The sequence below is a fragment of the Marinobacter sp. CHS3-4 genome, assembly GCF_030053415.1.
Classification (GTDB): Bacteria; Pseudomonadota; Gammaproteobacteria; order Pseudomonadales; family Oleiphilaceae; genus Marinobacter.
This window is the reverse complement of sequence record NZ_JASGBJ010000002.1, coordinates 213573-227042: the sequence shown is the minus strand read 5'-3', so window position 1 is coordinate 227042 and position 13470 is coordinate 213573. Positions and strand designations below refer to the sequence as shown.

The 13470-nt window shown below is 51.1% G+C and carries 11 protein-coding genes and 1 pseudogene; 2 read left to right on the top strand and 10 right to left on the bottom strand.

Annotated features, from left to right (window positions below):
• Positions 1-569: 569 nt before the first annotated feature.
• Positions 570-4064, top strand: a complete 3495-nt coding sequence (locus QLQ17_RS09020; RefSeq protein WP_283209256.1) for a VWA domain-containing protein — start codon at positions 570-572, stop codon at positions 4062-4064.
• Between the two features lie 559 nt (positions 4065-4623).
• Here QLQ17_RS09020 and QLQ17_RS09015 read toward each other — a convergent pair.
• From QLQ17_RS09015 to QLQ17_RS09000, 5 genes are all read right to left on the bottom strand, one after another.
• Positions 4624-4884 (bottom strand): hypothetical protein, encoded by a 261-nt coding sequence (locus QLQ17_RS09015; RefSeq protein ID WP_283209255.1) that lies wholly within the window; start codon positions 4882-4884, stop codon positions 4624-4626.
• Positions 4885-5294: 410 nt separating this feature from the next.
• Entirely contained in the window at positions 5295-5648 is a 354-nt protein-coding gene (locus QLQ17_RS09010) for an MgtC/SapB family protein (protein WP_349306796.1), read from the bottom strand.
• A 29-nt stretch (positions 5649-5677) separates the two neighbouring features.
• Complete coding sequence (locus tag QLQ17_RS17135) at positions 5678-5809, bottom strand: hypothetical protein (RefSeq protein ID WP_349306792.1); 132 nt, start codon at positions 5807-5809, stop codon at positions 5678-5680.
• A gap of 69 nt (positions 5810-5878) precedes the next feature.
• Positions 5879-6916 (bottom strand): fatty acid desaturase family protein, encoded by a 1038-nt coding sequence (locus QLQ17_RS09005; protein WP_283209254.1) that lies wholly within the window; start codon positions 6914-6916, stop codon positions 5879-5881.
• 74 nt (positions 6917-6990) lie between these two features.
• The gene (locus QLQ17_RS09000; RefSeq protein WP_283209253.1) at positions 6991-8964 is read right to left on the bottom strand and encodes a hypothetical protein; all 1974 of its coding nucleotides are present in this window, start codon (positions 8962-8964) and stop codon (positions 6991-6993) included.
• 345 nt (positions 8965-9309) lie between these two features.
• On the opposite strand from QLQ17_RS09000, the pseudogene QLQ17_RS08995 reads away from it, so the two are divergent.
• A pseudogene (locus QLQ17_RS08995) lies at positions 9310-9889 on the top strand (Crp/Fnr family transcriptional regulator).
• A gap of 4 nt (positions 9890-9893) precedes the next feature.
• On the opposite strand, the gene QLQ17_RS08990 reads toward QLQ17_RS08995, so the two are convergent.
• The 5 genes from QLQ17_RS08990 to QLQ17_RS08970 form a co-directional block, all read right to left on the bottom strand.
• Positions 9894-10055, bottom strand: coding sequence for a hypothetical protein (locus QLQ17_RS08990; RefSeq protein WP_283209252.1), 162 nt, complete (start codon positions 10053-10055; stop codon positions 9894-9896).
• A 191-nt stretch (positions 10056-10246) separates the two neighbouring features.
• Complete coding sequence (locus QLQ17_RS08985) at positions 10247-10615, bottom strand: hypothetical protein (protein ID WP_283209251.1); 369 nt, start codon at positions 10613-10615, stop codon at positions 10247-10249.
• Positions 10616-10903: 288 nt separating this feature from the next.
• On the bottom strand, positions 10904-11650 hold the full coding sequence (locus QLQ17_RS08980; protein ID WP_283209250.1) for a substrate-binding periplasmic protein: 747 nt from the start codon (positions 11648-11650) through the stop codon (positions 10904-10906).
• Positions 11651-11846: 196 nt separating this feature from the next.
• Positions 11847-12464: a glutathione S-transferase family protein gene (locus QLQ17_RS08975; RefSeq protein WP_283209249.1), complete on the bottom strand. Its 618-nt coding sequence runs from the start codon at positions 12462-12464 to the stop codon at positions 11847-11849.
• Positions 12465-12495: 31 nt separating this feature from the next.
• Positions 12496-13353, bottom strand: coding sequence for an MBL fold metallo-hydrolase (locus QLQ17_RS08970; RefSeq protein WP_283209248.1), 858 nt, complete (start codon positions 13351-13353; stop codon positions 12496-12498).
• Between the last annotated feature and the right edge of the window lie 117 nt (positions 13354-13470).

The window sequence follows — 13470 nt, the reverse complement described above, 5'->3', positions numbered from 1 at the left end:
AAGCAGGATGGGAGAAGGGAACTTAGGAGATAATTATTTTTTCTGGAAACTAGCGATCAATTCACACTCGTCACAAATGACATGAATGGTGGTGTGGTTCTACCGATAACATTTTCCAAATGTTGAAGCTTAAAAATTCTTCTACCCAAGGCTTTTAGTCAATCAACAATAAACTGGCCGAACGAATCACGTCATTGTTGGATGGGCTCAGATTTCACGTTCCCTATTTTTTGGGCTCACAGAGATTAGCCTCTTTTGAACCGCTTTCTAAAAAAAGCGAACTTTCAGTAATTGAAATCGCGCATAAAGCCTGAGCGCGAGCGAATCGTTATCGTGTAGTTTTCCGCAAACATGCGCGTGATCAGTGATGGGGCGCTTTGAGAGCTGGTTTAAGCTTTTGCCCACATCGGATACTTGCCGTCAGTTCTTTTTACACCTTATTCACTGACTAATACCCAGATTTCTTCAGTCCCAGCCTGATAACGTAGTCGTTTTTTCTAGTTGGCCCGCCAATTGCTTTCTTTGGTTGGCCATATTTTGATTGGAAATTCACACTGAAGGGACTCTCCGTGCATTTGACCACCGCTTTGAAGTTTCTATTAACTAGTTTATTTTCTCTTTCTTTGATCGCCTGTGGCGGTGGCGATGATGGCGGAAGCCCTTCCGCGCAGACTTTTTCGATCACGGGAACGCTCGCCGGTGCAACTGGCATGGTGACGTTGCAGTACGATGGGTCGGAGAATCTCACAGTTAGCGATAATTCTGAGTTTACCATCATGGCCAGCGTCGCAGATGGCACAAGTTACAACATCACTGTTTTGACGGAACCAACCGGGCAAACCTGCACAGTCACCAACGGTTCAGGTTCCATATCGGGCGCAGACGTCAGCAATATTCTGATTAACTGTGAGACGAACTCTTCACCGAAAGTCAGCGTTGGGGGAAGTGTTTCCGGACTGTCAGGAACTTTGATCCTCCAGAATAACGGCGCTGACGACTTGATAGTAAGCGCAGATGGCAACTTTACATTTTCTGCCGAACTGAATGATGGTGCCGGTTACTCCGTGAGTATTGCGAGCCAGCCCTCAGATCAAATCTGTATTCTAGCCAACGAGAGTGGGAGTGTTTCTAGCGCAGATGTCACCGACGTAAGCGTGAGTTGTTCGACACTGTCCAATTTTTCTGTCAGCGGATCGGTCAGCGATTTGACCAATGGCAGCTATACCCTTGCCCTGAACGGCAGTGCTATGGTCACCATTAACGCCGGAGACACCAGCTTCAACTTTACCGAGACACTTCTGGATGGTGACGGCTACGTCGTCAGCATCGACTCCCAGTCCTCTACGGACACCTGCTCATTGAGCAACGCTACAGGGACAGTTTCAAACGCTGATGTGGCCAATGTGCAACTAACATGCTTGGGCAGCGACGGCTTTACCCTTACCGACTACGGTATTTCCCAGGAAGCCCCATCAGTAGTGGTGGGAAGCCTGCGTGTGACGGATTTAGGTAGCGGTTTGCCCCTTTCCGACCTGGCCGGTGGAGACTTCATCGTGCTGGAAAATGGCACAGCTGTGAATCCACTGGAATCCTTTGTGGATGCAGAGCAGGTGGGCGATGCTAATCTGGCCCTGCAATCAGTATTAATTCTGGATATTTCAACCTCATTGCTGCCAGCCGACATCGTCGCTCTCAAGGATGCCGCCAAAGCGGTCGTCGCAGCCAAACCGGACAACCAGGAAATTGCGATCTTTACTTTTGATAGTGCGGTGACTCAGGTGCAGACCTTCAGCTCCAATAACAGCGTACTCAATGCTGCCATAGATACCATCCCTGAGAGCCTTTTGGAACGCGGTAATTCCACCAACCTTTATGGTGCTGTCGTCACTGCAATGGATAGAGTCAACAACTTCTTCCGCTTGGACAACGCCCAGTTTGGCTATGGCATACTGATTTCTGACGGGGAAGACACATCCGGCCTTGCCACTGAAGGCCAAGCTCAAGCAGCCGTGGCCGGCAAAGATCTGTTTGCTATTTCAATTGGTGAGCTGGTAGACGTTCGAACCTTGGCAGCGCTTACCGGCAGCAGCGACCGGATTGCCAGTGCGGCCGACACCTCCGAGCTGTCAGCTCAGCTGGCCCAGGTTCAGGCTGATGCGCTGGCGCAGACCCAGGGGCTCTATCGCGTCTATTATGCGACGCCTAAACGTTCGGGTACGCACACGGTAAGCATTTCTTTGGCGGATGATCGGGGTTGCCTCTCAAGCGTGGAAGGCTGTGTTGACTCCATATCCGGTACCTTCGATGCCACCGGGTTTACGGATATTGTCCCGGAAGTATTGCTACGAGTGCCCGAGGCCGCCCAACCGGCAGACCTGCTTCAACCTGTAGTTGCAGACACCGTTCTGACGATCAATGCTCGTCTTCGCTGGATCAATGTGACCCCAAACTTTGAGTTCCAGCTCGTCGATGTTGTAGGTGGCACGCCCACGCTAACTGCTATTGACGCGGACACACAGAGTCTGACGATTCCTGCGGACTTCAATCAAGCTACCGTTGAAGTATTGGATACGGTTACTGGTCTCAGCGCATCCATGACTTTCGAGTATGACTTTGGAATAAACCGAATCCCAGAGTATTTAAAACCCAGCGCTACCGATGCAAACGATACATTTGGCAGCAGTTTGGCGATTTCTGCTGATGGTACGACGCTGGCGGTTGGCGCAAGCCGCGAAGACAGTAGTGCGACGGGCGCTTACGGTAACCCAGCCGACAACAGTGCTTCAAATTCGGGAGCTGTCTATGTTTTCACCCGTGATGATGCCGGCGAGTGGCTAGCACCGGCTTATATCAAAGCAAGTAATACCGATGCTCTGGACCAATTTGGTTACAGCGTAACGTTGTCGGCGGACGGGGACACACTTGCAGTTGGAGCGCCCAGGGAACTGAGTACTGCGACTGGCGTCAACGGTGATGAGTCGATTAACGCTAGTGGATCAGAGGCGTTAGGTGCGGTTTATATCTTCAACCGAATTGGAGGGATTTGGAGTCAGCAAGCCTATGTCAAAGCTAGTTCGGGGCGCCCTTTATTCTTCGGTGAAAGCGTGGCGTTGTCGTCCGATGGGACAACCTTGGCTATTGGCGGGTCGGAAGAGGAAAGCGGATCTACTGGAGTCAATGGCGACGATACCAATAACCTGGCTCCGGACTCTGGCGCCGTCTGGGTCTTTACCTTAGAAAATAGTGTCTGGTCCCAACAAGCCTATGTAAAGGCCAGCAATACCGACTCTCAGGATTTCTTTGGCCGGGAGCTGTCGTTGTCCGCGGATGGCAATATATTGGCGGTTGCCGCAAGTGGAGAAGATAGCGGTGCAGTGCTCGTAAATGGTGATCAAAACAACATTGATGCACCCGACTCTGGCGCTGTTTACGTATTCAGTCGCGATGGAGAAACATGGACACAAGAAGCGTACATCAAAGCAAGCAATACCGACCCTTCTGATCGCTTTGGTGTCGATCTCTCGCTTTCTGGTGATGGCAAGACCTTAGCTGTTGGAGCTGCCTTTGAAAAAAGCAGTTCCACTGGAGTGAATGGTGACCAATTCAACAATGATCTATACGGCAGCGGTGCAGTTTATATGTTCAATCGAGTGGGTGGAATCTGGTCTGATCAAGCTTATATCAAAGCCAGCACCACAAATTCCCGACAGTTTGGATTAAATGTTGCCTTGTCCGCCGACGGAAAATCGCTGGCCGTCGGTGCCCGCGACAATAGCAGTTCGATTGGACTTAACGGAGATCAACTCGATAGCTCTGCCTCCGGTTCCGGTGCTGTTTATTTGTTCAGACTAACAGATGGCGCCTGGTCACAGAATGTTTACGTAAAAGCAAGTAATACCGAGGAAGGGGATTTTTTCGGCACGGCCGAGTCTGATGTCGTTCTGTCTGCTAATGGCGGGGTGCTCGCTGTTTCTGCAAACCGGGAAGATAGCAATGCCACAGGAATTAACGGTGATCAATCTGACAATTCTGCGTCGAATGCAGGCTCTGTTTACCTTTACTGATTGAGAAAGATGTAAAGGTTTGACCCGTTGCTGATGAATTTCAGTGACGTTGTCATCCGCCACGACCAGTAAAAAGGTAGATTTTATTTTCTGAGGTTGGTTTATTGAATAATTCGGCGCCAGCTGCTGGCTCCTCGGGTTGTTTGCGGAGCCGCGCTTTTCGTCCCAGGCTATCGGGGTTATGAGCTGATTTGCCCTTTGCCTGTATGCTCGCTCTCGCGATGAACCTGAATGTTCGTTTTGCGACCTTGCTGCCACTGCAACATGTTATTTTAACGGATTATTGACCGGTGGGAGACAACTATAAAGTTTTCCACTCAAAGCACTTAATCAAAGCGCTCAAACACACTCCATAATCGACCGAGGTTTACGACGCACCGGCTTATAATGTGTGTCAATACGTTCCGTCTTGGGTAAGCTTCTCTGCAGCGTTCAAGATTTTCGTTCGATCACGGGGTATCGTCAGTAGGTCTATGGGCTTATCGCCATCTAGAAATCTATTCGGAGAATCCAGCCAAAACATGATGTTCCAATCGTTCAAGCCAGCACCAAATAGGGCTTAAAGAAGCATTGGCATCTCAGGAAGCAACTCAAATTTGCCAGGATCGATCCCTTCGAGCTGAAAAGTTGGATAAAAGGCGCGCGAATCATAAGAAACACAAAAAACCATGTTCTGATCGCGCCGAACATTCAGAAACTGCTCACTATCGTCAGCTTTGACGCCGAGCATTTCAGTAAAAACATCCGACTCGAAAAAAGTGTTATTTCGTTTCCCGGTGTCGATGATCGCTTGTTGACGATTGAGCCGCGCTGTAATCATGAAACCCCAGAAACGTTAACCCAATTTCACTAAGGTGTCGTTCGTCCTGCAGCCGGTCCATAAAGGGATCAGCCTTAAGGATCTAGTCTCTCTGACATTACAACAAAATGCGACGTCCAATCAGCTGCCTTTAGCGAAAACCATAAAATGTGCTCGGATCATTAAGTTAGGGTGGTGGACGACGACTTCAGCACTTTGTGAGCAAATTTAGCTCTTTAGGTGGCGAATCTTTAGCAGTTCGCTTGGTCGGCCAAAGCCTGCCGTGAGATGTGCTTTCATTCCATCTCGCGTTTAACATAATATACATTATACGCAGTATTGGTTAGAGTTTTGGTTCACGCACTGCTTCAGATCAAGGACGTAGCCAAACTCGGCCCTGCAAGGTTTGGCCTCCTGCCACTTCGGGATAACTAGCTCTCACTATACTTTCCGTTTTCCTTTACACCTGGGCGTCTTGAGCCCGCGACCATCGGCACCACGTAGAGTACGATCCAAGCCAGCAAGGTGCATACGATTGCTGTCAGTTCTCGACCCAGCCCCACCGCAACCCCTATCCCTGCCGTAAACCAGATGCCTGCTGCCGTGGTCAACCCGCTGGCACGTTGTTCGTCGTTACCGTTAATGATGGTGCCGGCGCACAGAAAACCGATCCCGGTAATCACACCCTGGATAACGCGGCTCATTTCCGAGTCGGATATTCCGGCTGTCTGTGGAATCAGGATGAACAAGGCGGCTCCCATACAAACCAGCATATGAGTGCGCAGCCCGGCGGCCTTTCCGCGTTGTTCCCGTTCTAAACCCAGGAGGCCGCCAAGAAGCCGGCCAGTAAAAGCCTGATCAGGACAATAACCATTTCGGCAAGGTCATTGATGCTGGCAAACTCGGCAATTATGGTGTCGCCAGCCAGTGCTATCTCGTCCTTCATAGGCTTCTCATTTCGCAGGACAAAAGGAAGGTAAAAAACGCTCTAAATCGAGAATCAGGAAGCTAGTAGCTATTGAAGAGCCTCCTGATAAGAAACCATGCGTTGTTTGTCTTCGTCCCAAAGTGCATAACGAAAGCAGTCTGCTATATCCCTCGGGGCCAGGGTCGTGGTCAACGGCGATTGTAGCTCCGGAATCGCAGCCATCACCTCTGGAAGGCGATAAAAAGGAATTCGGACGTTGAGATGGTGGATATGGTGAAAGCCAATGTTTCCGGTAAACCACTGCATGACCCGATTCATCCGCATGAAGCTTGAAGACTCCATGGCACCCCGGTAATAAGTCCAGGCTTCGGGCGAAGCAATCTGCATACGCCGGAAACTGTGCTGGGCAAAAAACAGGTAGCACCCTAACGCGGAGGCAACGAACATGGGCAGCAGAATGACAAAAAATGCCAGGCTGAAGCCTCCCAGCCACCAAAGCAATCCAATCAGCCCGAAGTGAGCGATCAGTGCAATGAGGGAGTCTAGGTGTTGGGCTGGGGATCGAATTAACGGTATGAGTGTGATGTTGAGGCCGAAAACGATCGGATAACTCAGTACCACCACCAAGGGGTGGCGCTGAACGCGATAAGCAAAGCGCTGCCACCGTGTTGAAGCCCGCCAGATCCGGGTGGTCAAAAGCGGAAACGCTCCCACACTGGCGTCTGAGATCTGCCCCACATGGCCATGATGATAGTTGTGGCTTGCTCTCCACGAGCGACTTGGCGTCAGGACAAAAGCGCTATAGGTATGGAAAAGCCAGTAAGCAGCGCGTGAGTCTTTGAGTATGGCCCCGTGAAGGTAATCATGGAAGGTGATAAAGGCCCGCACCATCAAGAGTGCGCCCAGCAGGGAAAACACAAGCTGAAGCGGCCACCACGGAAGCGCTCCTGCGGCTATTAGGGCCGCAATCAGTAACCCGAAAGTCGGGCCGACTTGCCACCAACTTTGGACATAAGACTCTTCAACGTAAGGTTTGGTGGCTTGAAGCAGCTCTTGGCCTACCCGGATATCAGCGCTGTGTTCGGGCAAACTGCTGTTCATTTTGTGGCTATAGTTCTGACGCATTGCGCAGCCCCTCCCTGCCTTAAAATTAAATCTTGAGGCAAGGAATTTCCAGCTCGCGGATCATTTACAGATCACTACCGATCATAATCCGCAGCCCAGCTGGTGCGGCCGAGTTCTGTGGCCCGTGCAATGCCTGTATCGGGAACCAGCGACACGTCCCCCACTTCCCTCGTGTCGTAATGGAACACACACAAACGGGAAGCAAACTCAGCGAATGGGAGCGACGCTTCGCCATAGCGCTCACCATTACTCTGTGTTGAGCAGTTAATGCCCTGGCCCCAATCCTGGCCGCTGTCGTTGTTGGGATTGAAAAAATAGAGCCGCATCAAGCCATCGCGATCAAGATTGACGCGAATAATGGTTATGGCATGACGTCCAACGAGGCGCCCTCCACTATCGGTTACCGCTATACCCGCTGGCTGTGGGTGTATGACGGGTATATTGCCGTTGTAATAAGGGTGATAGCAGGCATAAAAGTGGCGAACAAAACCCTCATAATCATGGATTTTCCCTGTCTCCCGGCTGATAACACTGAGAAAGCCGTGTCCTACCCACCAGCCATACATTTCCGGATTGATCCAGCGATGCAAATCGTCGTCGCGCACGCCGCACAGTCGCCCCATCTCGCCGTATAAGCGGTCAAGGTGGGGGATCAAAATCAATGAAATCGGATCGACATCGGTTGGGGGTTCCTTCGCGAGGCCAGCTTCCAGGTGCTGAGAGTTAATGGTCTGGCCTTCGAACCGCATAACCACATCGTCATCACGGGCAGCCCAGGCGACCAGTTGCAACAGGAAGTCAGCATCGTTGAAGGCCCACATGGACAGGCCAATGACTGACTGGCAGGTCGGGTTGTTACCCTGGCCAACGCCTAACGGCTGTCCCAGCAGGCTCAGCACACCGGCCAGCAGATACACCCGCGGCGGGTGCGCATCACCGAAAACCGTGCTCAGTTTGTCCTCAGCGGTTTTACACAGCTTCAGTTCCAGTTGCCGCCATAAACCCGCAGCCACGGGCGGGGTAAACAGGGACCCGCGTTCAAGAAACATGGCCAGGCCGTAAACCGCCTGGCAGGTTTCCGGGTGAATAACCTGATCAATCAGTTCATGAACGATCTGGCGGTAGCATTGGAGCCCATCGTTGCCGGTGATACTCAGGCCCAATGCCAGGGGTAACAGGTCATCCCGGTGCTCCCGCAGCCGCCGTAACAGCATCGGATGATAGGGGGAAACCATGCCGGTCTCCTGCATCCCACTGGCAAAGCCTTTCGCCTCTTCAAACAGTGCCGCATCGTCCATGGCATCCAGGCGTTCGCCGTAGACCGCAAGGCCCGGATCGTCACGGCTGCCCGGAGTTGGCCCGAATAAAGCGCTGACCAGACGCGCCGCTTTGAACATGCCCGTCGTCTCGATGGCCGGATCGAACAGGCATTTGGCAATCTGGCTGACCATCTGTTTGATGCTGTCTGTCTGAATCGGGCGTTGAGCCAGAAGACGCCGTACTTCATCCACCAGGCTGTCGAGAATACTCTCATAGCCCAGCCTGTTAAGCAGAAACTGATAAAGCGAATTGACGATGTGCCCTAGCCCTTGCGGCCGCTCCCGATCCGCTTCGCTCATCTGACCTGACAACAGGTCCAGGTTCAGGGCTGTCACCTGAGTCAGGAAGTTTCTGGCCTGTTCGGACGAGATGCCAGGATGCCGATAATCACCCATGGCCACGGCCAGTAGGCGAAGCTCACTCAGGGCTTCGATGACCGTATAGGCAGTCGCTCCCTGGCGTAACGTTCGAACGGCCAGTGCTGGCCGCAAAATGCCAGGCTGGTTCCAGTCACTGTTGGCGAATACGCCCTTGGCCTCCATTGCCGGCACCCTATCGTACAAGGCATCAAGTCCGCCGGGATCGGCCATGACCTGAAGCGCCGCGTCCAGTACCTCGGTATTCGGCGCCAGAGGGTTGCTTTGGTGGGTCAGCGCAAGCTGTTCCAGGGCGGTGTCAAACGCTGCCACAGAAGCGCGGGTATCGGGATTTAAGCCGTAGAGAGTCACGATATCTTTCTTGCCCTTAATAAGGTGCACCGCGGTTTAGCAATGCCTCGAAATAGTCTTGTGTTACAGGCGGTACGGGAGAGAAATTGCAACTGCTCCTCCGCATCGCCGCTTCCACATTATTGACTGATACGGAGACGAGTTCTGTACGCTACCGAACACAGTCGGGGCGAATTTTTGACATTGAGAACGACAGCTTGAGGCATAGAAAAAATACATATGTTTCCTCCCACAAACATGTTTACATCGGCTTCTAGATCAGAAACCGCATTGATGCACCAGAATGTTGCTGACAAGGAGATCGTCATGATTGTTGTCGATGAACGTGTCGCAAAAAGTAGTCAGATGTTGATCGCCGCTGACCCGAAACAGAACCAGTTGCTGGCAGCAATCCTGAAAAATTCGAACCCAGGATGTTTTTCAAAGCTGGCCCTGGTGGAACTGATGCTGGGTGACGCTATCTACGAGTCCGGCCAGCCCATTGAATTTGTTTATTTTCCAACAAACTGCATCATCTCTCTGCTTAACGTGATGATTAGCGGACAGTCGGCTGAAATAGCGGTCATCGGAAACGAGGGTATGCTCGGGGTGACGGTCGTAATGGGTGGAGATAGCACAACGAACCGTGCAGTCGTTCAAAGCAAAGGGTTTGCCTATCGCCTGCCGGTGGCTGTTGTTGTCACTCGACCGTTTGCATGGCAACGAGCTTGATATGACTCAGGAATTGATCGCCAATATGCTTGGCGTCCGGCGTGAGGGCGTGACTGAAGCCGCAGGCAGACTGCAGAAATCGGGCATTATCCAGTATCGGCGCGGCCACATCTCTGTGGTTGATCGCGCCGAGCTTGAGACGCAGTGCTGCGAGTGCTACGCCGTTGTTAAACGTGAAACAGACCGGCTTGAGTCTTTATCGTTCAAACGTTAACTCACTAGCCATCTGTTTTGTCTTCGATGGCATCGCCCGTCTCTTCAACTGACTCATCAATGTTTTCGCCAGCTTCCTCGAGTGGCCCCTGATCTTCACAAGCAGACAGTGTGATTGTGAGGCCACCCACAAACAGGAGGGCCAATAGGGTTTTGGAAATGTTCATAGTTCTTTTCCTTTTCCGACGCAATAGCAGGTAAGAAGAATGACGTACTACTGCATCTCAAACCCAGGATGAGGGTCTAACTTACTCGAGGGGAGTTGGTCAGTCGGTTCGCCAGCGCTCTTAGGAATCACAAAACATGCATAAAAAAAGGCCGCCCAAAGGCGGCCTCTCGACAACTGTACCCGGCCTTATCAGGCAGAGGCAGTTGTAGTCTCTTCGGCAGCCGGCTTCGGCTCTTCGAAAGACTCTTTAACAGCGTCGGCAGCTTCCGCAACTTCGTCAGCGCTTTCAACAACTTCTTTCTCAAGCTTGGCAACCAGATCAGCAGCGAAGCTACCGAAACGGGTGTTCAGTTCGCGCAGTTGCTCGAACAGGCTCTCGCTGTAGCCGTAGTAACGGGTGCGAAGAGTTGCAACGCTGTACTCACGAACATCATTTTCAAACTTCTCAGCGTATTCGAACGGCTTGGAAGCCAGCTTCTTCTGCTGCTCTTCAGCTGCGTTGATACCCTTCTCTACGATTTCCTGAAGCTGTTCCTGATATGTTTTAAGCTTACCCATGATCTTTCCTTAAAGGTTTTAATGCATGTTTTCGAAATTGAAATCTGCATCGGCCGGCTCACTTTTGTGTGGCCGCTCTTTCAATCGACACATGCACAGTAGGCTCAATAATTAGAATGATCACACTAAATGCAAAAAAGATTCTGAGCTTTTGAGGTAGGGTAATTTCTGGTGTATGGCTGAAGCTTGAAGAGGTGGTGTATCAGGCTAAGCGCTGGGGGCCTTAACCCATGAAAGGGGCGCCAACACGCCCCTTTCAACCCTGGTTTGGATGTCGTTTCGGTCCGGTTATTTCAGATACTCATCGGAGATGGACTGAACTGTCCCGTCGGCAATCAACTCATCCAGTGTCTTTTGCAACTTAGACAGCAGTGCCGGATCCGTGTCTTTATGGAAGGCATAACCCATCTGGCCGTCTGCCAGTGTGAATACCGACTCGTATTCGTTGGGATTCATGCCCATGCTTTTCATCGTCCATAGCGCGATGTCCTGACCATAGGCAATGGCGTCGATTCGACCAGCCTGTAGTTTCCTGATCAGGGCATCGGTCTTGCTGGATAGCTGGATTTGACCGGGGTCGACACCTTTCGATAGCAAAAGCTGCTCGCCAATATCGTCCCGAATTGCGCCAATCTGTAGCTGATTCATTTCTTCCACTGAATCCACACTCACCCCGGCGCTTTTCGGAGCCATAAGAGTGATTTTCGAAGGAATGATGGGGCCAACGAACTCAAACAGTTTTTCACGCTCTGGCGTGTAGGTCATTGAAAAGAGTGCTGTTTGAGGCTCATTTTGTAGATCTCGATATGACCGGGCCCAGGGCAAAAACTCAATGTCCTCGGGAGCCACATCGACCGAGAGCCGGTCGAACATCACCATCAATATGTCGAAAGTGACACCTTTGGGTTTTCCATCATCAGGGTCGACATAGTTATAGGGCGGATACTGTTCGCTAATCCACCTGATGTCTTCCAAATTTTCGCCGAATGTAAAACTCGACATAATCAACAGGGAGATAAAAGCTAGAGTTCTCATAGTGTGCCTCTTCGTATCATGTGGGTGACGTAACGCCGACTTCCTGTACGATTTGCTATCTCCAACTAATAGAGAATAGGCAGCACTAGAGGTCTTTACAAGCAAACGGTAATTTGCTGGCGGACAAAATAGACTTCTGTAGCTGGTCGTTAACGACGTCCAGTTCCAGGATGGAGGAGCGGTAGATTGCGCTGATTTAACCGAGCGGCACGAATTGAGGCTGCGATCGAATACGTTCAAGCCATGCCGTCACACAAGGATACGCGTCCAGACTAAAACCTCCCTCGTTTGCCACATGTGTGTAGGCGTAAAGAGAAATGTCGGCTGTTGTTAGACAATCTCCGACCAGGTATTGCGTCTGGGCTAATTGATTTTCCATGACGGACAGCGCTTTACGGCCACCGGCTTGCTTGGTTTCAAACTCAGCTTTTCGGTCTTCAGGAAGACCGAGATATTTGTTAATGAATCGCGCAACGGCAATGTAGGGTTCGTGGCTATACTGCTCGAAAAACTGCCATTGTTGAACCTTGGCTAGATCGAAGGGGGCTTCAGGCAGCAATGACGAGCCCTGCGCCAGAAAGTTGATAATCGCATTCGATTCCCAAAGCAGTCGGCCATCCGCAAGCTCAATAACCGGGATCTTTTGATTTGGGTTCTTCTCGCCGAAAGCTTCATTTCTCGTATCGCCTGCCAATATGTCCATATGCACCCAGTCGTGCTGAATGCCCAACAACGCACACATCAGCTTTATCTTATAACAATTGCCAGATTGCAGATCCCCGTATACTTTCACTCCCATCACCCCATTTTTCATAGTTTTTGTGGCTCTATTGGCACCGAAACGGTCAGAACCTGGTAACCTCACCGTCCTCGGGGACGAGAACTCGGCCTTCTAGTCCATTCGCATTTACAAACGTTCTAAGCTGAGACCGAGACAAAGTGCTGTGGTTTAGTGCCTCCAAATGAACCGCTATGATCTGCGTATCGGATGCCGCGTTTACCACTCGAAGTACGTCTAGCTCTCCCATGAGAATCGGAAACTCCTCTAAACCATCCAGCATGGCTTTGCCCGCATTTAACACGGTTATATCAGGACGATAGGTTTTAAGTGCAACTTCCACCTCCTCACACCAGACGGTATCGCCTGCCAAATAAATCGTTTTACGATTCGGCGCCTTCATAACGACGCCCATCACCTCTCCCAGGATCGCGGCAATTGTTTCAACAGAATATAAAAATTCCGGGGCATGGCAGCCACCCGTCTTATATAACTCTACGCCTTTGAAGATGGTGCTTTCGTTCAAGACTTCGACGTTTCGAAATTCTTGGGATCGGATTATGTTCGCATCCGCATTATTCTGAACGAAAAGCCTGGTGTCCTTCGGAAGTAACGTCTGTGCAGCTTGGTCCCAATGGTCGGGATGAGTGTGGGTGACAATAACCGCATCCACGCCCTCAACTATTTGCGAAGTTGGGAGAGGAAGCTCAACGGTTGGGTATCTCGTCTCAGCATTAAAAGTACCAGGCAAACCAGGATAGGCCTCTTTTCTTGCCAGCAATGGATCCACGAGAAAAGTGACGCCTGCGTAGTCGATTTTAACGGTAGCGTTTCGGATATGTTGTATCTGATCGTGCCCGTGAGCCGAGCAGGCTGTGATTGCAAGGCTGATTCGAATACATGACCTCAAGATTTTTTGAATCATACGTCGTTCATCCAGATGAGTCTCCGGATAAGGTAACGGTGACGCCCTTGCGTTATCAGATACAAAGCTTGCGAAAAAATGCAGCACAGATGACGAGTATCTGTGCCTGTATTTTTG

Excerpts from the sequence above, each read along its gene's own strand:
- QLQ17_RS08970 (WP_283209248.1), bottom strand. The coding sequence starts at position 13,353 with ATGATTCAAAAAATCTTGAGGTCATGTATTCGAATCAGCCTTGCAATC.
- QLQ17_RS08980 (WP_283209250.1), bottom strand. The coding sequence starts at position 11,650 with ATGAGAACTCTAGCTTTTATCTCCCTGTTGATTATGTCGAGTTTTACA.
- QLQ17_RS08990 (WP_283209252.1), bottom strand. The coding sequence starts at position 10,055 with ATGAACATTTCCAAAACCCTATTGGCCCTCCTGTTTGTGGGTGGCCTC.
- QLQ17_RS08975 (WP_283209249.1), bottom strand. The coding sequence starts at position 12,464 with ATGAAAAATGGGGTGATGGGAGTGAAAGTATACGGGGATCTGCAATCT.
- QLQ17_RS09005 (WP_283209254.1), bottom strand. The coding sequence starts at position 6,916 with ATGCGTCAGAACTATAGCCACAAAATGAACAGCAGTTTGCCCGAACAC.
- QLQ17_RS17135 (WP_349306792.1), bottom strand. The coding sequence starts at position 5,809 with ATGAAGGACGAGATAGCACTGGCTGGCGACACCATAATTGCCGAGTTT.
- QLQ17_RS09015 (WP_283209255.1), bottom strand. The coding sequence starts at position 4,884 with ATGATTACAGCGCGGCTCAATCGTCAACAAGCGATCATCGACACCGGG.
- QLQ17_RS08985 (WP_283209251.1), bottom strand. The coding sequence starts at position 10,615 with ATGGGTAAGCTTAAAACATATCAGGAACAGCTTCAGGAAATCGTAGAG.